The organism is Sphingobium limneticum, assembly GCF_008710155.1.
Taxonomy (GTDB): domain Bacteria; phylum Pseudomonadota; class Alphaproteobacteria; order Sphingomonadales; family Sphingomonadaceae; genus Sphingobium; species Sphingobium limneticum.
Window position 1 is genome coordinate 1 of record NZ_VYPZ01000009.1, and the last position, 24,248, is coordinate 24,248.

The 24,248-nt window shown below is 63.7% G+C and carries 26 protein-coding genes and 2 tRNA genes; 20 read left to right on the forward strand and 8 right to left on the reverse strand.

All coding sequences use genetic code 11. From position 1 onward, the window contains the following. Window positions 1-423: 423 nt before the first annotated feature. Window positions 424-1,095: a hypothetical protein gene (locus tag F4U94_RS12500; RefSeq protein WP_120250581.1), complete on the forward strand. Its 672-nt coding sequence runs from the start codon at window positions 424-426 to the stop codon at window positions 1,093-1,095. Between the two features lie 163 nt (window positions 1,096-1,258). Next, window positions 1,259-1,756: a hypothetical protein gene (locus F4U94_RS12505; protein ID WP_120250582.1), complete on the forward strand. Its 498-nt coding sequence runs from the start codon at window positions 1,259-1,261 to the stop codon at window positions 1,754-1,756. A 104-nt stretch (window positions 1,757-1,860) separates the two neighbouring features. Here F4U94_RS12505 and F4U94_RS12510 read toward each other — a convergent pair whose 3' ends face one another. Together F4U94_RS12510 and F4U94_RS12515 are read right to left on the reverse strand one after the other, a co-directional pair. Further along, window positions 1,861-3,597 carry a tyrosine-type recombinase/integrase gene (locus tag F4U94_RS12510; protein WP_170271937.1) on the reverse strand — a complete coding sequence of 579 codons (1,737 nt, stop codon included), beginning with the start codon at window positions 3,595-3,597 and terminating at the stop codon, window positions 1,861-1,863. Between the two features lie 270 nt (window positions 3,598-3,867). Next, window positions 3,868-3,942, reverse strand: a tRNA-Gln gene (locus F4U94_RS12515). 126 nt (window positions 3,943-4,068) lie between these two features. On the opposite strand from F4U94_RS12515, the gene F4U94_RS12520 reads away from it, so the two are divergent. Continuing rightward, window positions 4,069-4,578 carry a MarR family winged helix-turn-helix transcriptional regulator gene (locus tag F4U94_RS12520; protein WP_120250584.1) on the forward strand — a complete coding sequence of 170 codons (510 nt, stop codon included), beginning with the start codon at window positions 4,069-4,071 and terminating at the stop codon, window positions 4,576-4,578. A gap of 73 nt (window positions 4,579-4,651) precedes the next feature. After that, window positions 4,652-4,966 carry a hypothetical protein gene (locus F4U94_RS12525; protein WP_120250585.1) on the forward strand — a complete coding sequence of 105 codons (315 nt, stop codon included), beginning with the start codon at window positions 4,652-4,654 and terminating at the stop codon, window positions 4,964-4,966. 86 nt (window positions 4,967-5,052) lie between these two features. On the opposite strand, the gene F4U94_RS12530 is transcribed toward F4U94_RS12525, so the two are convergent. Further along, a complete protein-coding gene (locus F4U94_RS12530; RefSeq protein WP_120250586.1) occupies window positions 5,053-5,640 on the reverse strand; it encodes a helix-turn-helix domain-containing protein in 588 nt (195 codons plus the stop codon). A 15-nt stretch (window positions 5,641-5,655) separates the two neighbouring features. Between F4U94_RS12530 and F4U94_RS12535 the strand changes: the two genes are divergently transcribed. Continuing rightward, a complete protein-coding gene (locus F4U94_RS12535) occupies window positions 5,656-6,594 on the forward strand; it encodes a DMT family transporter (RefSeq protein WP_120250587.1) in 939 nt (312 codons plus the stop codon). Window positions 6,595-6,824: 230 nt separating this feature from the next. Here the strand turns inward: F4U94_RS12535 and F4U94_RS12540 are convergent, their stop codons facing one another. After that, window positions 6,825-7,583 (reverse strand): enoyl-CoA hydratase-related protein, encoded by a 759-nt coding sequence (locus F4U94_RS12540; RefSeq protein WP_120250588.1) that lies wholly within the window; start codon window positions 7,581-7,583, stop codon window positions 6,825-6,827. Window positions 7,584-7,683: 100 nt separating this feature from the next. On the opposite strand from F4U94_RS12540, the gene F4U94_RS12545 reads away from it, so the two are divergent. The 6 genes from F4U94_RS12545 to F4U94_RS24995 all read left to right on the forward strand — a co-directional run bounded on the left by F4U94_RS12545 (window position 7,684) and on the right by F4U94_RS24995 (window position 14,310). After that, window positions 7,684-8,664: a bile acid:sodium symporter family protein gene (locus tag F4U94_RS12545; RefSeq protein WP_120252120.1), complete on the forward strand. Its 981-nt coding sequence runs from the start codon at window positions 7,684-7,686 to the stop codon at window positions 8,662-8,664. Between the two features lie 86 nt (window positions 8,665-8,750). Further along, complete coding sequence (locus F4U94_RS12550; protein WP_120250589.1) at window positions 8,751-9,932, forward strand: aromatic ring-hydroxylating oxygenase subunit alpha; 1,182 nt, start codon at window positions 8,751-8,753, stop codon at window positions 9,930-9,932. Further along, window positions 9,929-11,539, forward strand: a complete 1,611-nt coding sequence (locus F4U94_RS12555) for a phytoene desaturase family protein (RefSeq protein ID WP_120250590.1) — start codon at window positions 9,929-9,931, stop codon at window positions 11,537-11,539. Before F4U94_RS12550 ends, F4U94_RS12555 begins: the two co-directional genes overlap by 4 nt. Before the next feature lie 53 nt (window positions 11,540-11,592). Beyond that, window positions 11,593-12,588 (forward strand): aspartate carbamoyltransferase catalytic subunit, encoded by a 996-nt coding sequence (locus F4U94_RS12560; RefSeq protein WP_120250591.1) that lies wholly within the window; start codon window positions 11,593-11,595, stop codon window positions 12,586-12,588. A gap of 32 nt (window positions 12,589-12,620) precedes the next feature. Continuing rightward, on the forward strand, window positions 12,621-13,844 hold the full coding sequence (locus F4U94_RS12565; protein ID WP_120252121.1) for a dihydroorotase: 1,224 nt from the start codon (window positions 12,621-12,623) through the stop codon (window positions 13,842-13,844). A gap of 64 nt (window positions 13,845-13,908) precedes the next feature. After that, window positions 13,909-14,310: an excalibur calcium-binding domain-containing protein gene (locus tag F4U94_RS24995; RefSeq protein WP_249042047.1), complete on the forward strand. Its 402-nt coding sequence runs from the start codon at window positions 13,909-13,911 to the stop codon at window positions 14,308-14,310. Between the two features lie 69 nt (window positions 14,311-14,379). Here the strand turns inward: F4U94_RS24995 and F4U94_RS12575 are convergent, their stop codons facing one another. Then, window positions 14,380-14,562 (reverse strand): hypothetical protein, encoded by a 183-nt coding sequence (locus F4U94_RS12575; protein WP_120250592.1) that lies wholly within the window; start codon window positions 14,560-14,562, stop codon window positions 14,380-14,382. 498 nt (window positions 14,563-15,060) lie between these two features. Here F4U94_RS12575 and F4U94_RS12580 point away from each other — a divergent pair, with 498 nt between their 5' ends. From F4U94_RS12580 to F4U94_RS12610, 7 genes are all read left to right on the forward strand, one after another. Continuing rightward, window positions 15,061-15,978 carry a YihY/virulence factor BrkB family protein gene (locus tag F4U94_RS12580; RefSeq protein ID WP_120250593.1) on the forward strand — a complete coding sequence of 306 codons (918 nt, stop codon included), beginning with the start codon at window positions 15,061-15,063 and terminating at the stop codon, window positions 15,976-15,978. 63 nt (window positions 15,979-16,041) lie between these two features. Next, window positions 16,042-16,117 (forward strand) — tRNA-Trp (locus tag F4U94_RS12585). Between the two features lie 228 nt (window positions 16,118-16,345). Continuing rightward, on the forward strand, window positions 16,346-16,549 hold the full coding sequence (secE, locus tag F4U94_RS12590; protein WP_056687668.1) for a preprotein translocase subunit SecE: 204 nt from the start codon (window positions 16,346-16,348) through the stop codon (window positions 16,547-16,549). A gap of 70 nt (window positions 16,550-16,619) precedes the next feature. Continuing rightward, window positions 16,620-17,156: a transcription termination/antitermination protein NusG gene (gene nusG, locus F4U94_RS12595; RefSeq protein WP_056687666.1), complete on the forward strand. Its 537-nt coding sequence runs from the start codon at window positions 16,620-16,622 to the stop codon at window positions 17,154-17,156. A gap of 390 nt (window positions 17,157-17,546) precedes the next feature. After that, window positions 17,547-17,978, forward strand: coding sequence for a 50S ribosomal protein L11 (gene rplK, locus F4U94_RS12600; RefSeq protein WP_120250594.1), 432 nt, complete (start codon window positions 17,547-17,549; stop codon window positions 17,976-17,978). Between the two features lie 4 nt (window positions 17,979-17,982). Next, window positions 17,983-18,681 carry a 50S ribosomal protein L1 gene (gene rplA / locus F4U94_RS12605; RefSeq protein ID WP_120250595.1) on the forward strand — a complete coding sequence of 233 codons (699 nt, stop codon included), beginning with the start codon at window positions 17,983-17,985 and terminating at the stop codon, window positions 18,679-18,681. A gap of 255 nt (window positions 18,682-18,936) precedes the next feature. Further along, a complete protein-coding gene (locus tag F4U94_RS12610; RefSeq protein WP_120250596.1) occupies window positions 18,937-20,712 on the forward strand; it encodes a DEAD/DEAH box helicase in 1,776 nt (591 codons plus the stop codon). Between the two features lie 62 nt (window positions 20,713-20,774). On the opposite strand, the gene ybaL is transcribed toward F4U94_RS12610, so the two are convergent. The 3 genes from ybaL to F4U94_RS12620 form a co-directional block, all read right to left on the reverse strand. Continuing rightward, window positions 20,775-22,409 (reverse strand): YbaL family putative K(+) efflux transporter, encoded by a 1,635-nt coding sequence (gene ybaL, locus F4U94_RS12615; RefSeq protein WP_120250597.1) that lies wholly within the window; start codon window positions 22,407-22,409, stop codon window positions 20,775-20,777. A 149-nt stretch (window positions 22,410-22,558) separates the two neighbouring features. Then, the gene (locus F4U94_RS25365) at window positions 22,559-22,690 is read right to left on the reverse strand and encodes a hypothetical protein (RefSeq protein WP_269462501.1); all 132 of its coding nucleotides are present in this window, start codon (window positions 22,688-22,690) and stop codon (window positions 22,559-22,561) included. A gap of 61 nt (window positions 22,691-22,751) precedes the next feature. Then, window positions 22,752-23,153: a hypothetical protein gene (locus F4U94_RS12620; RefSeq protein ID WP_232015715.1), complete on the reverse strand. Its 402-nt coding sequence runs from the start codon at window positions 23,151-23,153 to the stop codon at window positions 22,752-22,754. Between the two features lie 222 nt (window positions 23,154-23,375). Here F4U94_RS12620 and rplU point away from each other — a divergent pair, with 222 nt between their 5' ends. Together rplU and rpmA are read left to right on the forward strand one after the other, a co-directional pair. Beyond that, window positions 23,376-23,672 (forward strand): 50S ribosomal protein L21, encoded by a 297-nt coding sequence (gene rplU, locus F4U94_RS12625; RefSeq protein WP_120250599.1) that lies wholly within the window; start codon window positions 23,376-23,378, stop codon window positions 23,670-23,672. A 29-nt stretch (window positions 23,673-23,701) separates the two neighbouring features. Beyond that, the gene (rpmA, locus tag F4U94_RS12630) at window positions 23,702-23,971 is read left to right on the forward strand and encodes a 50S ribosomal protein L27 (RefSeq protein ID WP_120250600.1); all 270 of its coding nucleotides are present in this window, start codon (window positions 23,702-23,704) and stop codon (window positions 23,969-23,971) included. Window positions 23,972-24,248 lie beyond the last annotated feature (277 nt).

Below are 24,248 nucleotides of genomic sequence, written 5' to 3' on the forward strand. Positions count from 1 at the left end.
CGCTGCCAACGATCCCATATCTCCGCTCGCTGGCTGGCCGTGTAATATATCCGACGACGCTGCTTCATCGTGACACTCCATCTTACTCAAAAGATTAAAGTGTTGCCGCCACCCGTTGAACCCACCGTCGTTACCAGTTGTCAGTGTCGCTCGTCGCGACCACGATCCTTTGCCTGCTGCGTCGGAGTATCGAATTCCGACGGCCGCCCCTTGGACTGGCCGACGGTTTTAGGCGACAAGCTCATAGCCTGCTGTTGGAGGCCGCTGGTACGTTCAAGGCCTTGGGCCATTCTTGCAAATTCGGACAGATGGGTTGGCCCTTACAACGACGCCGCCGTTCGTAACATGGGATGAAAGGTGTGATTGCACCAGCCGCGCGGCCTCGGAAATCGTCCGAATCGTCAGCCGCGGGAGGGCATTGTGATGGCTGCCCGCACAAAGCCCGCGCGCATAGCGGTCAAGCGGGCTCTGGTTCCCGTACACGCCAAGGCCATCATTGCCGATGAGGGCGATCCGCTGACTTGGCTTTATACAAATCCGTTGGGCACCAGTGAAACGGGCATCGTGTTCGGCGTCCTTAGGCGAACATATGCCGACAGACTGAATAACGCTGCCGAATTCGGACGGCGCAAGATGCAGCCGATCGCCCCCGCTGGTGATCCGCTGTCCTCGCCGTGGCGCACGACCGCAGAGCGCATAGATGTTGTTCTTCCGCCGGGCACTGACGATAGCCTGGTTGATGCAGAAACCATCCTGACCCGGATGGATGAACACGCCGTCGCGCATGAGAAAGCATTGCTGGTCTATCTCACCCTGCCTTTCGAGAACGACGACCGACTGCACATGGGGTGGGAACGATGCCGTGACTTCGCCCGGCTAATCGCGCGCGAACGTGGCCTTGCGTCGGTTCTGGTTCTCCATGCGCCGGGTTCGATAGGTGCGCCGCACCCGCCGCACTGTCATCTGCTGATCGTTCCGCGGACGACCCGGTTTGGCCTTCGATACGGTGTGTATGATGACGAGTTGACTTGCGATTCCGGGCAGACGGTCATCGATGAGATGTGGCGACGGCACATCGCGAGTGATCCCGCTTAAGCATTAGGCGCCCTAAACGGCGTAGTATCCAGCCCGGGCATGGCGTCGACCATGCCCGGGTTTTTCGTGAATCACGCGGCCGCGGCGGAGCCGCTGCCGGTTGGAATGGAAGGGAGGTGGAAATCGATCCCCGTGGTGGGGATGAAAATGAAGGAAGACCAGAATGAATACCGCCGACACCGCCCTCGATACCGCTCGCCGTTACGTTGAGGCAGTAAGCAAGATGCTCCTCGGCAACAAGAAAATGGGCCCCAGCCTATCGATTATGGCCGCAGACCCGCTAACGCCAGCCTCTGCCACCCACATTGCTTTGACAGCGAAAGAGGCCAACGCTGACATCGTTTGCCTTGAGTTCGATTTTACGGTGCCTGAGCCAGAATTGCTCGGCATTACGCTGGTCGCGGCTCGAGATGAGGCAGTGTACATCCACAGCGGTTGCCGCCTAACCATGGCGTCTGGCAGTCGGTCGGCACGTCTGCTGCCTCGCGAAGGCACGCGCGGCCACTTCCAGATCCTACCGAGCGAGATCGTTCAGCGCGACAGCAAGCCGGCGGGGCTGCTGAATGGCATTGATCGTGCGGCATCGCACTTGCGTCAGTTAGTCCGCAATGGGGTGGATGTGACCGATCAGGTTTCCGTCCATTTGGTGGCAGCAGAATAGTTACGCTCAGGCAGCCGATCATCCGCACTGATGGAATCGATATTGCAATCAGGCTGGGCCGGGGGAGCTTTTGGCTCCCCCGGAAAGATGCCTTGGTCCGGCAGTCACGCTGCGCGACTTTTGCGGCTTTTTGCCGGTTGCGCGATGCGGACGGCAGGCGGCGGCAACAGTATGGGAGCGGGCGTAAGATGGTCCGTGGCTGACGCCAGTTCTTCTATAACAGCTCGAAGCTCCTCGAGGGGGCCGGCGTCGCTGTACCGCTCCTCGTTGATGTTGGTCCCGGCGTGCCCCATCACATCCCGCCGGAATTCACTGAAGACCTTCTTCGTCTTCAGATCTGTCGAGAAGCGATGGCGCATACCATGCACCGTCGCATCGGACGTCATTTCGCCACGAGCTTTCAGGTGAGACCAGACATTCTTGAAATAGACGTCTCCGTAGCCCTGCACAGCGTTCGTGGGGCGTAACTCTGGAAACAGGGCGTCGTATCCGCGTTGGCCACATTCATGGGCGAAGTCCAGAAAGCCGAGGCGAATCAACTCACTGTGCAATGGTACCGGGCGAACGGAGTGGTCATTCTTGACTCGTCCGGTCTCCGTGAAGTCGATCCAGATGAAGGCGATGCCATTCTCGATTTTGATATCGCGGGGGCGAAGCTTGCACAGTTCCTCGCGCCTGGCACCTGTGTAATGCAGCAGGAGGGGGCACCAGTAGAATGCGTCATGCACTATCGCATCACCGGGTGTGAAGCGGGCGCCCAAGACCTTCTGACCGGTCCCACCTGAATGCGGCTGGCAGCCGGTGAAAACCGGCAGCGCGAACAACTTTCCGACGTCGTCGGCTGGTGTGGCAGGGCGCAGGCTGCGAGCGCGCTTTGCCTTCGAAACCGCAATGAAAAGATCGTTGAACTTAACTGCCGGTAGCGCCATCCCATTCTTGCTGGCCCAGCGATAAAGACCTTTCAGGCTGGAGATGTGACGGTTGCGGGTGCGCGCCGAAAGGTGCTGTAACTTGTCCTTCTGGAGGCTGTCGTCAGCCTCGAAATCCGCAATTCTTTGAAGGAGCGCCGCCCTGCTCTTGTCCGACCCCATGTCATAGCGCGCCGGCAGGTAAGCGACCTTGCGCTTGAAACTCGCAAAGTCGGCTTGCGTGTACGTTTCGAAGGGCTTCTGGCCGACCAGCAGTTCGAACAGGGCGGCGCTGCTGCGCGCCTGGCGGGCGGATTTGATGTCCCAAGTCTCCTCGGCAACGAGGTCGGTTATGGCTTGCTCGACAAAATCGCACAGCAGTGGGCCAGACTTCACCCCCGTGGCTGCCGTATCCAACCCTACCGATGGCGCACCGGTTTCAGCGGGATACTGGACATCCTCAATTGGCGCGATTGCTTCTTGAAGCGCGATCTCGGCTTCGATATGGGCGTCGCGAAAATGCGGATAGACAGCGAGTTCCAGCATCCAGCGGAGGCGATCGTTCGGCTCATAGCCGCGCCGCCGCAATTCCTGGTCAAGAGCCTGGGGCTGGAGCTGCGTGATGCCTTTCTCCTCCCGCAACCGGATGATTGCACGAAGGTCGGCGAGCCGCTGCTCGTCCCATCCCAGTTCGGTGGCAAGCCGGAGTTCTTCGTCAGGAAGAAGCGACATATGGCCGCCGAGGCTGGTCAGACGCTGGTAGTAATCGACGAAAGCGAGGTTGGCGGCGCTATGCGCCTCAGCATCGTAAGGCGCCGCGCGTTGTTGGGAACAGAGATCGGCTAGCAATTCCTCGTAGAGGCTGCGTGCCATGGCCTGCAGATCGTCCTCAGCCGGCACGGCCCCCACCGTGCGGATCTTCTCATTCAACATCGTAAGCACACCCCCGGTCGCCCCGGCCAGCGCAGCTCCCCAGTTCCGCGCCTTCGACCGATCCGACGTTCTCAAGGATATCCTGATATCGAGAGGCCTGCCACCGGAAATGCGATGGACCCGGCGCCACCAGAAAATGTGACCGCGTCGATATACGTGCTGCAGAGATGCCATGCTCAGCCTTCCGGCCAGCGTGTTGGCACACTCAGGTGCACAATTTTGGCTGGCCATTTAAGTTAGGCCAGCAAATTCAGGCATTTAAGGTGAAACTGGCTGGGGCGGCAGGATTCGAACCTGCGCATGGCGGCATCAAAAGCCGCTGCCTTACCGCTTGGCGACGCCCCAGCAGCGCCGAACATCATGCCGGCGCGGGGACGCCATATAACGTGTCATTCGTGAAAGGAAAGCCTAGTCATGATAGTTTGATGACGCCAATATGCGCGTAGCCCTTTTGCCGGATCACAGCCCTTCATGTCGGTTTCCAACCCCTCCGCCACGCAGATATCGCCTGCCTCGCCGCTCTTCCTGCGCGAGGACGAGATCCGGCGCGGGATCGAGATGCTGTATTTCGGCTATTCCGCCCTCACCCGATCGATCGACGAGGGGCTGGCGGCGCAGGGGCTGGGGCGCGCGCATCACCGGGCGCTTTATTTCATTTCCCGCCAGCCGGACCTGACGGTCAAGGATCTCCTGCGCCTGCTGGCCATCACCAAACAATCGCTGGGGCGCGTGCTGAACGACCTGGTCGAACAGGGCTATATCGAGACTCGCACCGGTGCGAGCGATCGCAGGCAGAAATTGTTGCGGCTCAGCCCGGCGGGCAAGGCGCTGGAAGCGGAACTGTTCCGTGCCCTGCGCGAGAAGATGGCGACCGCCTATGCACAGGCGGGCCAGGGATCGGTGACGGGATTCTGGCGCGTGCTGGAGGGCCTGATTCCCGAAGCCGACCGATCGATGGTATTCGGCCTGCGCAGCGGATAAACGACACGGCTGCGAAACCTTCTGCCGCTTTCTGCGCTTAGACAGGCACTATTCAATGGCAAGAGGAGCCACCATGCGCACATCCCTACTCGCCGCGGTCGCGGTTTTGAGCGTCGCCGGCCTGTCCGCCTGCTCGGAAAAGGCGCAGACCAATCTGGAAAATGCCGGATCGGCGATCGGCAATGACGTGAGCAATGCCGTCGATGATGCAGGCGCCAAGATCGACAACGGGCTGGATCATGCCGGCCATGCGATCGACAATGGCGCCGAACGGATCGGCGCGGCGAGCGACAATGCGGCGGCCGATGCCAAGCGCGAGGCAGGCGAGGCCAAGCATGATGTCGGTACGACGCTGGAAAAGGCCGGGAACGACCTGAAGAAGGAATGACGGCCCCCTTCGACTGCCCGCCTGCGGCAGTCGCTCAGGACAGGCTTAGACAAGCTCAGGGCGAACGGACTTTTCGCGACTGACGCCTAAAACACCACATTCCTGACGAAGCGGACCGGTTCGGTTTCGCGGTTGGCGAAGAGATAGGGGCGATCGCTGGTGAAGATCAGGAAGTCGCCCCTTTCCACTCGTTTGGGAGCAGCGCCCTCCCGCTCCACGGTCAGCACGCCGTCCATCACATAGAGCATTTCATGCCAATTGGCGGCGTCGGCTTCGGCCGGATAGACCTCCCCTACCCCCAGCGACCATGTCCATAATTCCGCCTCCCGCGCGGCGGGGACGGTGCCGAGCAAGGTAGCGCGGCTGTCCGGGCTTGGCCCGCGCCAGGCGAGACTGTCGATTCGGCTGTTGTCCGGCATTTCGGGTGGACGGACGAGGCGGGAGAAGCTGACGCCCAGCGCCGCCGCCAGCCGGTCCAGCGTCGAGAGGCTGACATTCGCCTCCCCGCTTTCGATGCCGGAGATCATGCGGCGACTGACATCCGCCGCCGTCGCCAGCCCATCCTGACTGAGGCCGCGTTCGGCGCGGAGCGCGCGAACATTGCCGGCGACATGGGCGAGAACATCGGGGCGGCGTTCCGTCGGCCGATCTTGACTGTGCAATATATTACTCATAGGGCGATGTGCATTATGTTGCACAATGACGCCCCCGACAAGCCCGACTCTCCGCGCCTGATGATCGGCCGCCCCGAACTTGCGCTGATCGGCGTGACCGTCCTTTGGGGCGGGACGTTCCTGATCGTCCATCATGCGATGCAGGAAACGGGGCCTTTCTTCTTCGTCGGACTGCGCTTCGGCACGGCGGCGCTGATCGCTCTGCCGCTGGCGCTGCCGGTGCTGCGCGGGCTGACGGGCAAGGAGTTGCTGGCAGGCCTGATGATCGGGCTGGGCATTTTCGTCGGCTACTCGCTCCAGACCTGGGGATTGCAGACGATCAGCAACAGCACGTCCGCCTTCATCACCGCCGCCTATGTGCCGCTGGTGCCGATCATGCAGTGGATCATCTTGCGGCGGCGACCGCGCCTGACCAGCTGGATCGGCGTGGCGTTGGCCTTTATCGGGTTGATGCTGGTGGCAGCGCCCAAGGATGGACTGGCGCTGGGCAAGGGCGAGGCGCTGACCCTGATCAGCACGGTGGCGATCGCGCTGGAGATCATCTTCATCAGCCTGTGGGCGGGCAAGGTGAATGTCGCGCGGGTGACATTGGTGCAGTTGGCGGTGACGTCGCTGCTGGCCTTTGCCTGCATGGGCGCGGTGGGTGAGCAGGTGCCGCCGCTCAGCTGGACCGTGGGGCTGAGCGCCTGCGGGCTGGGCGCGATGACGGCGCTGATCCAGTTCGTGATGAACTGGGCGCAGCGTACCGTTTCGCCGACGCGCGCGACGTTGATCTATGCCGGCGAGCCGGTGTGGGCCGGAATCATCGGCCGGATCGCGGGTGAGCGGTTGCCGCCCACGGCGCTGATGGGCGGCATATTGATCGTCGCGGCGGTGATCGTCAGCGAAATGCAGTTCGGGCGGAAGAAAAAATCCGAGGAAGCCGACGCTGGGAAAGAACCGGCATCGGCGTAACGCAAGCGCCGCCCTGTAGGACAGGCTTTTCTTCTGCCATTTCCTTCTGCCTACCCGCTTCTCGACGACGCTCGAAAAGGACAAGGCTGGGCCTTATGCCGGTAAGTAATGATGTGGATCTATAGCTTTATGTTCCCCGGCGAAGGCCGGGGTCCAGCCGGGAACCTGGAACTGGGCCCCGGCCTTCGCCGGGGAACGCTTCGGTAAGGCACCCTCACCGCATCTTGCTATTAGCCGCGCCTGAAAACCGGCGCGCGCTTTTCGAAGAAGGCGGCGAAGGCTTCCTGCGCTTCTGATGAAGACAGAGCCGCGCGAAACAGGCGCGCTTCCTCCTCGATCCGGGCAATGAGTATGGCGGGATCGCCCTTCATCAGGCGGCGGGTGGCGAGCAAGGCCTGGGGCGGCTTGGCCATCAATGCCGCCGCCTTCGCACGCGCATGGACGAGCAGGCCGTCCGCCGGGACGATCGCCGTGATCATGCCGGCCCGATCGGCGCCCTCCGCATCCAGCGGTTCGCCCAGCAATAGCATCGCCGCCGCCTTAGCATGACCCAATATGGCGGGCGCGAGCAGGCTGGAGCCGGCCTCCGGCACGATCCCCAGATTGACGAAGGGCATGACGAAACGCGCGTCGGGCGCGGCATAGACGAGGTCGCAGTGGAAGAGCATGGTCGTGCCAACGCCCACGGCCTGCCCCTGAACGGCGGCGACCAATGGCTTGTCGAAGGCGGCGATGGCGCGGATGAAGTCGAAGGCGGCGGCCCCGCCCTCTGGCCCGGCCATGAAATCCTTGAGATCATTGCCGGCGCAAAAGGCATCCCCCTGCCCTGCGATCAGCACGGCGCCGATGTCCTGGCACGCGGCGGCATCCGCCAGCGCGTCCGTCATGGCGCGATACATGGGCGCGGTCAGAGCATTTTTCTTGTCAGCGCGGTCGATCATGATTTCCACGACGCCCTGATTTTGCGTGATCGCGATATGCTCGCTCATGGCCAGCCTCTCCTTGCATCCATCCAAGGGGAAATTGTTGGCGCAGGTCGAGCGCCGCGTCTATCCCCCGCCGCAATCCTTCCTTCTGCCGGAAACATGCATGAACCGCCTGCGCCAAGCCCTCGACCCGTTCCTGCTGCTGCTGATCGCCACCGTTGCCCTAGCGTCCATCCTGCCGGCGCGGGGCGAAGGCGCGCGGATCGCGGATTGGGTTGCCGATGCGGGCATCGTGCTGCTTTTTTTCCTGCATGGTGCGAAATTGTCGCGCGAGGCGATCTGGGATGGGGCCAAAGCGTGGAAACTCCATCTGGCGACATTGGCCACGACCTTTGCCGCCTTCCCGCTGCTGGGTTTGCTGATCGGGCGATTCGGATTCGTGCCGCAGGATATGCGCGCGGGACTGCTGTTCCTGACGCTGCTGCCGTCCACGGTGCAATCGTCGATCGCCTTTACCGCGATCGCGCGGGGCAATGTCGCCGCTGCGGTGGTCAGCGCCTCCTTCTCCAACCTGCTCGGCATTTTCCTGACGCCGGTGCTCGTCGCGCTGCTGATGCAGAGGAGCGGGAGCGGCAGCCTGATTTCGCTGTCGTCGGCCGAGGGGATCGTGCTGCAATTATTGCTGCCCTTCGTCGTCGGCCATTTGCTGCGGCCATGGATTGGGGGATTTGTGGCACGGCATAAGGCGATGATCGGCCGGGTCGATCGGGGATCGATCCTGCTGGTGGTCTATGCCGCTTTCTCCGCCGCCGTGGTCGAAGGGCTGTGGGCCAAGGTGTCGAGCGAAGAATTGGCGGTGCTGGCGGGGCTGTGCATCGCCATGTTGATCGTAATCCTGCTCTTCACCCTGATCGTGGGGCGGATGCTGGGCCTGTCGCGGGAAGATGCGATCGTGCTGCAATTTTGCGGGTCCAAGAAGAGCCTGGCGTCGGGCGTGCCGATCGCAGGCGTGCTGTTCCCGGCGGCGGCGGTCGGGCCGATCCTGTTGCCCATCATGCTGTTTCACCAGATCCAGCTGATGGCCTGCGCCTGGTTGGCAAGGCGTTATGGCGCGCAGGTGGAGGGTGATCCGGTCGCGGATTGAGACAGCGACTGAGACAGGTGAATCGACTTATGCGAAAGACTGTTATACGCACGTAAAAATAACGATGCCGGGGGGCGTGGTCTGTGATGCAAGGGGAATATGCCGGGAATGATCCCGACGCAGGATGGAGCCTGCCGGCCTGGACCTATGCCGACGCCGAATTTTTCGGGGTGGAGGTAGAGCGCATCTTTCGCCCGTCCTGGCAGATCATTTGCCATGAGAGCGACATCCCTGCCCCCGGCGATTTCCACACGCTCGACTATATCGGCGAAAGCGTGATCGTGATGCGCGGTGACGATGGTGTCGTGCGCGCCTTTACCAATGTCTGCCGTCATCGCGGGGCGCGCATCGTCAATGACGTCAGCGGCTGCGCGAAGAAGCTGGTCTGCCCCTATCATGGCTGGACCTACGAACAGGATGGCCGGCTGTCGGGCGTGCCGATGAAGGCCAGCTATGGCGCAGCCTTCGCGGTCGCGGATCATGGGCTGGCGCCCGTCGAGGTAGATAGCTGGCAGGGCTTTCTGTTCGTGCGGCTGGTGGACGATGGCGGGCCGTCGGTGGCGCAGATGATGGCGCCCTATGAAGCGGAGGTGGCGCTCTATCGGTTCGCGGACATGCGGGCGCTGGGGCGGGTGACGTTGCGGCCGCGGCCTGTGAACTGGAAGAATATCGGCGACAATTATTCGGACGGGCTGCATATCGCAGTTGCGCATCCGGGGCTGAAACGGCTGATGGGTGATGGCTATGGGGTGGAAGCATCCGCCCATGCCGACAAGATGTGGGGGCCGATTATCGATCGCCCTTCGGCCAATCTGTCCGAGCGGGCCTATCAGCATTTTCTCCCGCCTGTGCCGCATCTGCCGGCGGAGCGGCAGCGGCTGTGGACCTATTATAAGCTGTGGCCCAATTTCGCCTTCGACATCTATCCCGATCAGGTGGACTTCATGGCCTGGCTGCCGGTGTCGCCGACGCAGACGCTGATCCGGGAGATCAGCTATGCCCTGCCCGATGCCAATATGCCTGAACAATGGTGTCGGGAGATGAAGGCCGCGCGATATCTGAATTGGCGGATCAACCGGCAGGTCAATGCCGAGGATACGGAATTGGTCGGGCGGGTGCAGGCGGGGATGGCGTCGGCCAGCTTCACCGTCGGCCCCTTGAGCGAGCAGGAAGTGGCGCTCCGGCATTTTTGCGGGCGGGTGCGTGAGGTTATTCCAGAGGCGCGGTCACATCGCGCGCCGGCGATGGGGTGGAGCAGCAGGGCATGAGCAGATCCTACGACGCAGTCATCATCGGCGGCGGGCATAATGGCCTGGTCTGCGCCTTCTACCTGGCGCGGGCGGGCTATAAGGTCCGCATCCTGGAGCGGCGCGATGTCGTCGGCGGCGCGGCGGTGACGGAGGAATTCCATCCCGGCTTCCGCAATTCGACCGCCAGCTACACGGTCAGCCTGCTCAACCCCAAGGTCATCCGCGACATGCAGCTGGCGGATCATGGCTATCGCGTGATCGAGCGGCCGATCAGCAATTTCCTGCCCCAGCCCGATGGCGGCTATCTGAAGCTGGGCGGCGGGCTGGAGAAGACGCAGGCCGAATTTCGCAAGTATAGCGCGCATGATGCCGACGCGCTGCCGGCTTATTATGATGCGCTGGAGGTGGTGGCCGATGTGCTGCGCGATCTGGTGCTGAAAAGCCCGCCCAATGTCGGCGACGGGCTGAGCATGATCGTCGAAGCGCTGAAACAGGGGCGGCGGGTCGCGGGGCTGGGGCTGGAGCAGCAGCGCGATGTGCTGGACCTGTTCACCAAGTCGGCGCGCACGTTCCTGGACAGCTGGTTCGAGAGCGATGCGGTGAAGGCGGCGTTCGGTTTCGACGCGGTGGTCGGCAACTATGCCAGCCCCGATGCGCCGGGCAGCGCCTATGTATTGTTGCACCATGTGTTCGGCGAGGTGAACGGCAAGAAGGGCGCATGGGGCCATAGCGTCGGCGGCATGGGTGCGATCACGCAGATCATGGCGCAGGTCGTCACCGCGATGGGCGTGGAGATCAGCCTGGAGGCGCCGGTCGAGACGGTGCTGGTCGATGGCGCGCGTGCGGTGGGCGTGCAGCTTGAGAGCGGCGAGGAAGTGATGGGCGGCGCGGTGATCGCCAATGTCGGGCCGAAATTGCTCTATGAGCGGATGATGGCCCCGGCCGACCTGCCCGCCGATTTTGTGAAGCGGATCAAGGCGTTCAAGGCCGGGTCGGGTACGTTCCGCATGAATGTGGCGCTGTCCGCCCTGCCCGATTTCACCTGCCTGCCCGGCGTGGGCGAACATCACCAGTCCGGCATCATCATCGCGCCGACTCTGGACTATATGGACCGGGCGTTCATGGACGCGAAGCGCGATGGCTGGTCGAAGGCACCGATCGTGGAAATGCTCATCCCGTCGACCATAGACGATACATTGGCGCCAGAGGGGTGCCATGTCGCCAGCCTGTTCTGCCAGCAATTCGCGCCGGAACTGCCGGACGGGCGTTCGTGGGACGACGAGCGTGAGGCGGCAGCGGACCATATCATCGCGACGGTGGACGCGCATGCGCCGGGCTTTGCCAAGAGCGTTATCGCGCGGCAGATTCATTCGCCGCTCGACCTGGAGCGCAAGTTCGGGCTGATCGGTGGCGACATCATGCACGGCAATCTGACGCTGGACCAGATGTGGGCGGCGCGGCCGGTGCTGGGCCATGGCGCCTATCGCGGGCCGGTGAAGGGCCTTTATATGTGCGGCGCGGGGACGCATCCGGGTGGCGGCGTGACCGGGGCGCCGGGGCATAATGCGGCGCGGGAGGTGTTGCGGGACGGGACGCTGATCGGGAAATGGCGCGGGCGGGGATAAGTGCGCCAACGACGCCTTGCCCTCCCCTCCAGCCTCCCCTAAAGACCCGGCTCATGCCCGATATCTTCATACCTGACGCCACACCCGAGCTGACCGGCCGGGCGTTGTTTCCGCACAGGCATCTTCTGTCCATCGCGGACTTGAAGCCCTGGGAAATCCGTTTCCTGCTGGATGAGGCGGAACATTGGGCGCAGGCGAACAAGGGCCAGGCGCGCAAGCATGACGGGCGGCTGGCCGGGATGACCCAGATCAACGCCTTTTTCGAGAATAGCACGCGCACTTTGCTGTCGTTCGAGATTGCGGGGAAGCGGCTGGGCGCGGACGTGGTCAATATGGCCGCCGCGACGTCGAGCGTGAAGAAGGGCGAGACGCTGATCGACACGGCGATGACATTGAATGCCATGGCCGCCGACGTGATCGTGATCCGCCATGCCAGTTCGGGCGCCGTGCGGCTGATCGCGGACAAGGTGGATTGTCCGGTGCTGAACGCGGGCGATGGCTGGCATCAGCATCCCACGCAAGCCCTGCTCGACGCGCTGACCATCCGTCGGCGCAAGGGCAGTTTTGCCGGGCTGGTCGTCGCGATCTGCGGCGACGTGCTGCATAGCCGGGTGGCGCGATCGAACATGCTGTGCCTGGCCGCGCTGGGTGCGCAGGTGCGCGCGGTGGCCCCGCCGACCCTGCTGCCGCCCGAGGTGGAAATGCTGGGGGCGACGCCCTTTACGCGGATGGACGAGGGGCTGGATGGCGCGGATGTCGTCATGATGCTGCGGCTCCAGAATGAGCGGATGGACGGGGCTTTCATCCCCTCCCCGCGTGAATATCATGCGCTGTACGGGCTGACGCCGGAGCGGCTGGCGCTGGCCAAGCCCGATGCGCTGGTGATGCACCCCGGCCCGATGAACCGGGGCGTGGAGATCAGCAGTTCGGTGGCCGATCATCCGGAGCGCTCCGCCATTACCGAGCAGGTGGCGATGGGCGTAGCGGTGCGCATGGCGTGCCTGGACGTGCTGACGCGCAGTGCGCGCGGCGTGGAGGGATGGGCATGACCATCCCGACCAACAAGGAAAGCGGGTTGGGCATGAGCAAGATCGCCATCATCAACGGCAAGCTGGCCGACCCCACGGGCGACGCGCCCCTTCCCGGCACCGTGCTGATCGAGGGCGACTGGATCGTCGCGGCCGGCGATGTCGCGGTGCCGGACGATGCGCAAAGCGTCGATGCGGGCGGGCTGGTCGTGGCGCCGGGCCTCATCGATCTGGGCGTGTTCGCGACCGACAAGCCGGCCTTTCATTTCGGCGGCATCACGCGCGCGGCGTTGATGCCCGACCAGCGCGCGCCGCTGGACGAGGTGGGGCTGATCCGCCAGGCGACGCGGGCGGGCAAGCCCGATTTCTGGGTCCACCCGATCGCAGCGGCGACGCGCGGCCTGTTGGGCCAGGAAATGGCCGAAATGGGCCTGATGCAGATGGCGGGCGCGAAGGCGGTCGGCACCGGACGCCAGTGGATCGCCGATTCGGGCGTGATGCTGCGGGTATTGTCCTATGCCAGCGGGTTGGGCCTGACGGTGATCGCCCATGCCGAAGATAGCGGGCTGACGGCCAAGGCAGTGGCGACCAGCGGCGAGACGGCGACGCGGCTGGGCCTGCCGCACGCGCCGGCCTGCGCCGAGGCATTGGCGATCGCGCGCGACATCATGCTGGTGCGCGAAACGGGCGCGGCGATCCATTTCCGACTGGTGACGACGAAGGCGGGCTTCGATCTGATCCGCGCCGCCAAGGCGGAGGGGCTGAAGGTTACGTGCGGCATCAGTCCAGCCTATCTGTTCCTGAACGATCAGGCGGCGACCGATTTCCGGACCTTTGCGCGGCTGTCGCCGCCGTTGCGGGACGAGCGCGACCGGCAGGCCAGTCTGGCGGCGGTGGCGGATGGAACGGTGGACGTCATCACATCCAGCCATGATCCGCGCGGGCCGGAGGACAAGCGCCTGCCCTTCGCAGACGCGTCGCCGGGCATGGCGGGGGCAGAGACGCTGCTGGCGCTCTCGCTCAATCTGGTGCGGGACGGGCATGTTTCGATGGGCCGGCTGATGACGCTGCTGAGCGCCAATCCGGCGCGGATATTGGGTGTCGATGCGGGCAGCTTCGCGGCGGGCAGTGCGGCGGACCTGATCTTCGTCGATTCCGATGCGCCGTGGATCGTGGACCGGGCGAAGATGGCGGCATCGGCCGACAATACGCCGTTCGATCGCGTGCCGGTGCAGGGGCGCGCGCGGCGGGTGATGAAGGGCGGGATGTTCCTTTAGCCGAACGGCATTTGTCATATTTGCGGCAACCGATCCTTTACCCTGATCGGCTTATCCGATCGGCATGACAGTGGGAAATTTTGCCATAAAGGCGGCCTTGGCAGCGGTGGCGATCGGCGGCATAAGCGGGGTCGCATCGCACCAGTTCGCCAGCGAGCCGGCGGCAACCACGCAGGCCGCGCCGAGCGAGCCATGGCGGCCGACCCGCAACACGATCGGCATTGATCGCTCCATGTCCGCCGCTGATCTGGACCGGCAGCAGCCAAGCGGCGGCGGCGCGATATCCGCCCCGCGCGTGCGATCGGCAGCGGCGGTGGGGTCTTCCGGATCAAGCTGGTCTTATCGTGGCTGCCGTGAAGCGAGAGCTGCTGGTGCAACGCCGCTCCATCGTGGCCAGCCGGGCTATGGCGTGCATATGGATGGCGACGGGGACGGCATCGCCTGTGAGGATTATCGCGGGCGCTGATGCGAGGGTGCCGGCCAGAGAAGGTCTGGCGGCGGCGATCGAGATCATGACGACGCGACAGGGCGAAGTTCACAGTGTTGCGCGGCTTTTCGCGCCCGAAGCGCTCGCAACGCGCTCGCGAGGCGTCACCGGCGCGGCATTCGGGTCACGATCGCGCGCCATCAGGGTCACAGGATCGCGCCACTCGCGCGCCAGCATCGCGCCTTTGCGTGCCGACCGATCGGTGATGCAATTGGAGGACGAGGCTTTCATCCCGCAGGATAGACCAGAGAAAATCCTACATTGGAAGCTTGGTAGGAGTGGCTGAAGCGTCGTCCTTCTCCCTTTGAGGGAGAAGGATATGGAGCCTTACCGCATAGCGGTTAGGCGGAGTTGGATGAGGGGGGGACTGGCGCAAGGCCGGTCTATTCTCGTGAGGCTGCCCCCCCTCACCCAGCTACGCCTAGGCAGCAAGCTGCCAAGTCTGCGCAGCCCTCTCCCCCACGGGAGAGGGATAGCCGGCTTGCAATCAGAATTGTCCATGTTCCCCCTCCCGTTTACGGGAGGGGGCTAGGGGGTGGGCAGGCCGTCGCTAGAGCCCACCCCGCTGCGACTAACGCGCTTCGCGCGCAAGTCTCGCTGCCCCTCCCGCAAGCGGGAGGGGTATGGCAGGAAGCCACCCAACACCGCCATTCCATCGCCCGTCCGTCTTCATGAGGGAACCACCCTCCCCCCTTGCGCGCTTGCTTTGGTGAACAGCAGGGGAATGTGATGACCGCTACCGTCGCGAGCCAAGTGCATGTCGATGCGCCGTGGAAGATACCGGCGCGAGGATGGTGGGAGATATTGAAGCGCGTCCATGGCGCGCTGTCGGCCAATCATGTCGGGCTGCTGGCGGCGGGCGTGGCCTATTATGCGTTTCTGTCGATCGCGCCTTTGCTGGCGGCCGTGGTGCTGACCTATGGGCTGTTCGGCGATCCGTCGATGGTGCAGCGGCATATGCAGGCGATCATTTCCGTCGTGCCGGCCGACGCCGCATCGCTGATCAACGACCAGTTGCTGGGCGTGGTCAGTACGCGGAAACCCGCGATCGGGTTCGGGCTGCTGCTGGCGCTGGCGATCGCGGTCTATGGCGCGACCCGTGCGGCGTCGGCGATCATGGAGGCGCTCAACATCGTCTATGGCCAGAAGGAAGGCCGCAACATCCTGAAATTCTATCGCACGTCGATGGGGATCACCTTTTCGGCGGTGCTGGTGGTGGTCGCGGGCGTGTTTACCGCCACGATCATCGGCCTGTTGCAGGATTTCCTGACCAATTGGGGTCCGGGCGTGTTGTTCGCGATCAAGGCAGCGACATGGGTGTGCGCGGGGCTGCTGGCCAGCACGATCTTCGGCCTCATCTATCGGTTCGGGCCGAACCGGCGCCACGCGCAGTGGCAGTGGCTAACGGTGGGATCGGTGGCGGCGACCCTGTTCTGGCTGGCCGCGACGCTGGGCGTGTCCTTCTATGTTTCCACATTCGGCAATTATAACAAGACCTACGGGTCGCTGGGCGCGGTGGTGGTGCTGCAACTGTGGCTGTTCGTGTCCGCCTATATCGTGTTGCTGGGCGCGCAGATCAACGCGGAGGCCGAGCGGCAGACCAGCGCCGACACGCAAGTTGCAGAGCCAATGCAAAAAGCCGCATAATGGCGCTTGCCCTCCCCGCACGGCCACGCTAAAGCGCCCTCCTTCGCTGGTCCCGGCCAGTGCAGGAGTGTAGCTCAGTTGGTAGAGCGTCGGTCTCCAAAACCGAATGCCGTGGGTTCGAGTCCCTCCACTCCTGCCAAGCGAACTGGCCGCGAGCCCTTGAAAAGCAAGGGCTCGCGGCTAAGTGTGCTTAGCGATTTCGAGGTGGGCGGTACGTCCACCGTTAAGAAATCGCGGCCTTACAGGCCGGCGAAGTTGGTCGCGGAGCGTGCGGCCGCACCCCCGGACGCTGAAACATAGCGGGATCGGGAGGGCGGACTGTTGCTTCGCGATTTGGTGTTGGTTTCAAGACGTGCAAAGGCAGACGATGGCGAAGGTATCCCCCGGCGAATTCGTCAACCAGGTACAGACCGAAGCGAAGAAGATCGTATGGCCGACCGGCCGCGAAACGGTGATGACCGGCGTGATGGTCGTCATCATGACGACGCTGCTGGGCCTGTTCTTCTTTGGCATCGACACTTTCTTCGGCGCGATCGTCCAGTGGTTGCTGGGCGTGGCAGCGGGTCGTTAAGCCTAAGGCTTAGATTTGCGGGCGTCGGGACATTGAGCATAATGCTCTGAACAGGAGTTTAGACGGTAACATGGCGCGCTGGTACATCATCCACGCCTATTCGGGCTTCGAGAACAAGGTCAAGGAATCGATCCTGTCCGAAGCCGAGCGCATGGGCCTGTCGCAACTGGTCGAGCAGGTCGAAGTGCCTGTCGAAACCATCACCGAGGTCAAGCGCGGCAAGAAGGTCCAGGTCGAGCGCAAGTTCATGCCCGGCTACGTCCTCGCCAAGCTGGCGATGAACGACGACATCTATCACCTGGTGAAGAACACGCCCAAGGTGACGGGTTTCCTGGGTTCGATGGGCAAGCCGCAAGCGATCAGCGAGGCGGACGCCGCCCGCTATTTCGGCGCCCAGAAGGAAGCCGAAGCCGCCCCCAAGCACAAGGTCAGCGTCGATTACGAAATCGGCGACAGCGTCAAGGTGCTGGACGGCCCGTTCGCCAGCTTCAACGGCGTGGTCGAGGAACTGGATTTCGAAAAGAACCGCGTCAAGGTGTCGGTGTCGATCTTCGGTCGCGCGACCCCGGTGGAACTGGATTTCGAACAGGTCGAACTGTCGAAATAAGCACTGGCCGCAAGGCTGGTTTTCAAAAAGGGTCGCCTTTTCTTCGGATCGGCGGCCCTTTTTGGCGTCTGGACGACCATCCAGATAAGGCCGTTCCCCGGCGCAGGCCGGGGTCCAGTTCAGAGCGTGGACCTGAACCCCGGCCTGCGCCGGGGAAACAGGGAGCAACGGCTTATCGCGATAGGATTGAGGGCCGCGCTGGGATTTTTCGGGAACGGGACAGACCCCCTTTCCTTTCGGAACGAACATCGCTATAGGCCCGCGCTTCCATATCGCCCGTCAGGGTGGATGGAGCCAAATGCGGGAGGTTGTCTTCGTGACAACCGTTCGACCGCTAAACTTGAACCGGCAGATGTGTTCGCACATCCGCCAGCTAAAGAGTGAGTGACAATGGCCAAGAAGATTACGGGCTATATCAAACTCCAGGTGCCCGCTGGAGACGCAAAGCCCGCCCCGCCGATCGGTCCTGCACTGGGTCAGCGCGGCGTGAACATCATGGAATTCTGCAAGGCGTTCAACGCGCAGACGGCCAGCATGGACAAGGGCACCCCGCTGCCCACGATCATCACCGTCTATGCCGACCGCAGCTTCACCTTCACCACGAAGCAGCCGCCTGCAACCTTCCTGATCAAGAAGGCGATCAACCTGAAGTCGGGTTCCAAGGAACCGGGCAAGGTCGTAGCCGGCAAGATCACCCGCACCCAGCTCGCCGAAATCGCGCAGGCCAAGATGGTCGACCTCAACGCGAACGACATCGACGCTGCAACGAAGATCATCGAAGGCTCCGCTCGCGCGATGGGCCTCGACGTGGTGGAGGGCTGATATAATGGCGAAGATCACCAAGAAGGCCAAGGTTCTGGCCGCTGCGGTCGACCGCGAAAAGCTGCACGGCGTTGACGAAGCGCTGGGCCTGATCAAGACCCACGCGACCGCCAAGTTCGACGAATCCGTCGAAATCGCGATCAACCTGGGCGTCGATCCGCGTCATGCCGACCAGATGGTCCGTGGCGTCGTCACCCTGCCCGCCGGCACCGGCAAGGACGTTCGCGTCGCCGTGTTCGCCCGCAACGACAAGGCTCAGCAGGCGCTCGACGCCGGTGCCGACATCGTGGGCGCCGAAGACCTGCTCGAATCGATCCAGGCCGGCAACATCGACTTCCAGCGCGTCATCGCCACCCCCGACATGATGGGTCTGGTGGGTCGTCTGGGTAAGGTTCTGGGCCCCAAGGGCCTGATGCCGAACCCCAAGCTGGGCACCGTGACGCCGAACGTCGCCGAAGCCGTGAAGGCCGCCAAGGGTGGTCAGATCGAATTCCGCGTCGAAAAGGCCGGCATCATCCACGCTGGCCTCGGCAAGTCGAGCTTCTCGGCCGAAGACCTGCGCAAGAATTTCGACGCCTTCGTCGACGCGATCGTCAAGGCGAAGCCGTCGGGTTCGAAGGGCAAATATGTTCGCAAGATCGCCCTGTCGTCCTCGATGGGCCCGGGCGTGAAGGTCGATGTGGCGGAAGTCGCTTCGGTCTGAGTTTTGCGCTATAGACTATGAGACAAGCCTCCTTCCTCGGAATGTGGAAGGAGGCTTTCTTGTTTGAGGGGATACGGCCTTAGCGCCTGTCCCCTTTGCCATTCCGAGAGAGAGAATGGCGGTTGGGCAACCAACCTGAACGGGTGCGAATTGACCTGACGCACCGGCTGATCGCGAACCGGCGACAGCGAGACAGGTTATGTTGATTCCGTCGGATGAAGGCGGGTCGCTTTTAACCGACGAGAAAACAAAAACATGACATTTGAAACACTCCACCCCCTCCTTGCCCAGGCGTTGACGACCAAGGGCTATGAGGCGCTGACCCCCGTCCAGTCCGAAGTGACGCAGGAAGAAGCGCATGGCCGCGACCTGATCGTGTCCGCGCAGACCGGTTCGGGCAAGACCGTCGCCTTCGGCTTGGCCATGGCCGGCGAATTGCTGGGCGACGCCGATCGCCTGCCCCCGCCCGCCTGGCCGCTGGCGCTGGTAATCGCGCCGACGCGCGAACTGGCGTTGCAGGTCAGCCGCGAGCTGGAATGGCTGTACGCCGGCGCCCGCGCCCGCATCGCCACCTGCGTCGGCGGCATGGACGCCGCCAAGGAACGCCGTGCCCTGTCGCAGGGCGCGCATATCGTGGTCGGCACGCCGGGCCGTCTGCGCGACCATCTGGAACGCGGCGCGCTCGACCTGTCGGCGCTCAAGACCGCCGTGCTCGACGAAGCGGACGAAATGCTCGACATGGGCTTCCGCGAGGATCTGGAAGGCATTCTCGACGCGACCGGCGAAGGCCGCCGCACGCTGCTGTTTTCGGCCACCATGCCCAAGCCGATCGTGGCGCTGGCCCGCCGCTACCAGAAGGACGCGCTGCAAATCGCGACCATCTCGGCCGAGCGCGGTCATGGCGACATCAGCTATCAGGCGATGACCGTCGCGCCCGCCGACATCGAAAATGCGGTGGTGAACCTGCTGCGTTTCCATGAAGCGGAAACGGCGATCCTGTTCTGCGCCACGCGCGACAATGTGCGTCACCTGCATGCCAGCCTGACCGAGCGTGGCTTTGCCGCCGTGGCGCTGTCGGGCGAGCATAGCCAGAATGAGCGCAACCATGCGTTGCAGGCGCTGCGCGACAAGCGCGCCCGTGTCTGCGTGGCGACCGACGTGGCCGCACGTGGCATCGATCTGCCCACGCTGACGCTGGTGGTCCATGTGGAGCTGCCCCGCGACGCGGAAACCATGCAGCATCGCTCGGGCCGTACCGGCCGTGCGGGCAAGAAGGGCACCGCCGTGCTCATCGTGCCCTATCCGCGCCGCCGCCGCGTCGAATCCATGCTGAAGGGGGCGAAGATCCCGGTCGAATGGACGACGGCGCCGAGCAAGGAGCAGATCGCCGCGCAGGATGCCGAACGGCTGCGCGCGCGCCTGCTGGAGCCGATGGAGCTGGAAGAGTCCGACTGGGCGCTGGGTGGCGAACTGCTGGAAGCCAAGAGCGCCAAGGAGATCGCCGCGATGCTGGTGCGCAGCGCCCGTGCGGCGATGCCTGCGCCCGAAGAGCTGCTGGACGCCAGCGAGGCGCCTGCGCGTCGTGACGGGCCGCGTCCGGGCTTTGAGGACACGCAGTGGTTCCGCATGGACATCGGCCGTCGCCAGAATGCCGATCCGCGCTGGATCCTCCCGCTGATCTGCCGCCGTGGCCATGTGTCGCGTGGCGACATCGGCGCGATCCGCATCACCACCAACGAGACGATGTTCGAAATTCCGCGCGCCATCGCGTCGAAGTTCATCGCATCGGTCAAGCGCACCGGCGAAGCGGGTGACGAGGGTGCGGACGTCACGTTCGAGCCGACCGAAGGCGCACCGCGCGAGGAAGCCCGCGAGAACCGCAAGCAGCTGCGCCCGTCCAACGATTCGCGTCCCAACCGCAGCGGCCCGCCGCGTGGCGGACCGGGCGGCGGTCGTCCGCACAGCCCGCGCCCGTTCAAGGGCGCCGGCGCCGGTGGCCCGCGCAAGGGCCCGCCCCGCTCGCGCGGTTGATAGCCCTGCTTTGACGAGTTGAAAAAGGCCCCGTTCGGTATGACCGAACGGGGCCTTTTCTTTTATCGCACGCCGCACAGGGTGAGCATGCGGCCGGCCAGTTCGCGTTCGCCCATGACGACATGGGGGACGCCCAGCCGCTCCAGATGCTCGACCTCCGCATCGCTATGGGCGCGGGCGATGACCTGAACCTTGTCATTGAGGTTGCGGGCATGTTCGTGGATGGCGCCGCCTTCATAGCCTTCTGGCACCGCGATCAGCAGGTGACGCGCCTCGCAAATGCCGGCGGCGAGCAGATGCTTGTCCTCCAGCGCGTTGCCCTTCACCACCGACAGGCCGTTTTCCTCGGCCTCCTCCGCGCGTTCCGGGTCGCCTTCCACGACCACGAAATGCACGTCATGTTCATGCAGGCGCAGGGCGATCAATTTGCCCACGCGGCCATAGCCGATCAGGATGACATGGCCGATGCGTGGGCGTGCCGGCGCCTTGGCGGCTTCCACTTCCTCATCGTCATCCTTCTTGTGGTCGCGCACGATGAGCGAGAAGAGGATGGGGTTGAGGAAGATGGAGACGAGCGCGCCGGCAAGGATGAGGTCGCGCGCGTCGGCGGGCAGGACGCCAAGGCCCGTGCCCAGCGAAGCCAGGATGAAGGAAAATTCGCCGATCTGCGCCAGGCTGGCGGCGATGGTGAGCGCCGTCACATTGGCATGGCCAAAGGCGCGAACGATGCCCCAGGCGGCGATCGACTTGCCGATGACGATGATGAGCACCGTCGCCAGCAGCGGCAGCGGATGCTCCAGCACGATCGAGGGGTTGAAGAGCATCCCCACCGACACGAAGAACAGCACAGCAAAGGCATCGCGCAGTGGGAGTGTCTCCTCCGTCGCGCGGCGGCTGAGCGGGGTTTCGCCCAGGATCATGCCGGCGAAGAAGGCGCCCAGTGCGAAGGACACGTCGAAGGCGAGGGCTGCGCCGAAAGCGACGCCCAGCGCGATGGCGAGGACGGCGAGGCGGAATAGCTCGCGCGATCCGGTATGGACGACCCAGTGGAGCGCCCAGGGGATGACGCGACGGCCGACGATCAGCATGACCGCGACGAAGCCTGCGACCTTCAGCAGCGTGCCCAGCAGCGGCGCTATGAGCGCCCCTGCCCCACCGCCGTCCGCATTGTTGAGGACGCCGGCCAGCGCGGGGAGCAGGACGAGGGCGAGGACCATCACCAGATCCTCCACGATCAGCCAGCCGATCGCGATTCGGCCGCGCCGGGTTTCGACCAGGTCGGCGCCCTGCAACGCGCGCAGCAGCACCACGGTACTGGCGACCGAGAGCGCGAGGCCGAAGACGATGCCCCCCATCAGGCCCCAGCCCATATAATAGGACAGGCCCATGCCGAGCAGGGTCGCGACCGCGATCTGCACCAGCGCACCGGGGACGGCGATATTCTTGACCGATAACAGGTCTTTCAGCGAGAAATGCAGGCCGACCCCGAACATCAGCAGGATGACGCCGATTTCGGCCAGTTCATTGGCCAGGCCCGCGTCGGCGACGAAACCGGGCGTGAAGGGGCCGACCAATATGCCGGCGACCAGATAGCCGACCAGCGGCGAGAGTTTGAGGCGATGGGCGATGGCGCCCATGATGAAGGCGACGACGAGGCCGGCAACGATGGTGCCGATCAGGGGCGTGTGATGGGGCATGAAAGCCTTTCGATCCTGTCGCCGGACGCTGTGCGATCCGTCCGGCGGGAATATTTATACCACATTCGTTCGGTTCGAGCCTGTCGAGAACGCAGGCGCGGAGCTGACTGCTTCTCGACTGGCCCCGGCCGAACGGATGGAGGGGACGTTTATTCTACGACGGTCATCATCATCGCCGACAGGCCGGCGGCGGCAACGGCCAGACCGGACATGATGGCGGGCATGAACCACCAGGGTGGGCGGCGACGACGGATGCGTCGCGATGCTTTCCTGCGAGCCATGGGAGATGCTCCTTCTTCCGACGAAAGCCCGGCTGCGAGGGCCGGGCGTTAACGCGAATCGTCAGGAAGCGAAGGGCGGCGCACGGGCGCGGCGGGTGCGCGCGGGGGTAAGGGATCGAAGAGGTGCACGATACCGTGCGACAGAGCCTGTCGCGCGGGCATGGCGGATCGCGAGCAGGACGATGGCCAGCGCCAGCGCGAGCAGCATGGGCGGCGATGCGCCGTCCCCACCGGGGCGGGGCGTTTCCACCGCCGTCTGGGATGCAGGCTGGGCGCGGGCCTTGAGCACCACGTCCAGAGTCGCGGGGTTGAAGGCGGAGCCGGTCGCGCGGCTGAGCGGCGGTCCCAGCGGCGCCAGAGCGGACAGCAAAGTCACCGCCAGCAGCGTCCACAGGGCGGCAAGGATCGGCAGGCGCATCATCGCACCCTTTCCGCTCCACCATGACCCTGTATCCTGCCGCATGCGCGAGACTTGCTCCTATAATAGCGTATCTGTAATGCCGACCTGGCCTGTGTAGCCATGAAGATAGGAACGAAAAAGCGGGAAAACCACCCCGGTTCCAAACTGCCATCGGTTGACAGGCGCGAGTCATTCCACTAACGGGCCACATTCCCGCGCGGGTCGGCAAGGCGTCATGTCTTTGGTGAGTTGCGTAAAGCAGATTTGAACGAGAAGAGACAAGCCATGTTCGCTATCGTGCGCACGGGCGGCAAGCAGTATCGCGTCGCCGCCGGAGACAAGATCGTCGTAGAAAAGCTGGCTGGCGAAGCCGGCGACAAGGTCACGCTGGACGACGTCCTGCTGGCCGGTGAAGGCGGCGACCTGAAGGACGTTGCCAAGCTGACCGTTGCCGCCGAGATCATCGCGCAGGCGAAGGGCGAGAAGGTCATCGTCTTCAAGAAGCGTCGTCGTCACAACTATCGCCGCAAGAACGGTCACCGCCAGAATCACACGATCCTCAAGATCGTGTCGATCGACTGAGCGCAGACATAAGTTAAGGAGTTTAGGTCATGGCACATAAAAAAGCTGGCGGTTCGTCGCGCAACGGTCGCGATTCTGAGTCGAAGCGCCTTGGCGTGAAGAAGTTCGGCGGTCAGGAAGTGATCGGCGGCAACATCATCATCCGTCAGCGCGGCACGCGCGTCTATCCGGGCCGCAATGTCGGCATCGGCAAGGACCACACGCTGTTCGCGCTGAACGAAGGCCGCGTGGTATTCCACACCGGCAAGCTCGGCCGCAAATATGTGTCGGTCGACGCTGTGGCACTCGCCGCCGAATAACGGACGATCGATGACGGATCGTCCCCCGCAAAAGGGGCGATCCTCCCGGCAGATGTCATTAGACGGCTGCCGGTTTTCGAGGGAAACAAGGGGCGCTCCTTTCATGGGAGCGCCCCTTTTTCCGTTGCCCGATTCCAGCCGGATCGTGACAAAAGAATAAAGCGGCACTTCCTCTTCCGATTTCCCTCAAGCCTCTGGAACTCCACGCCTTCTCGCGCGTCTTGCGGGCGGGGAATCATCCAGACCATGCCGTCGCGAAGTCGTCATCATTGACGGC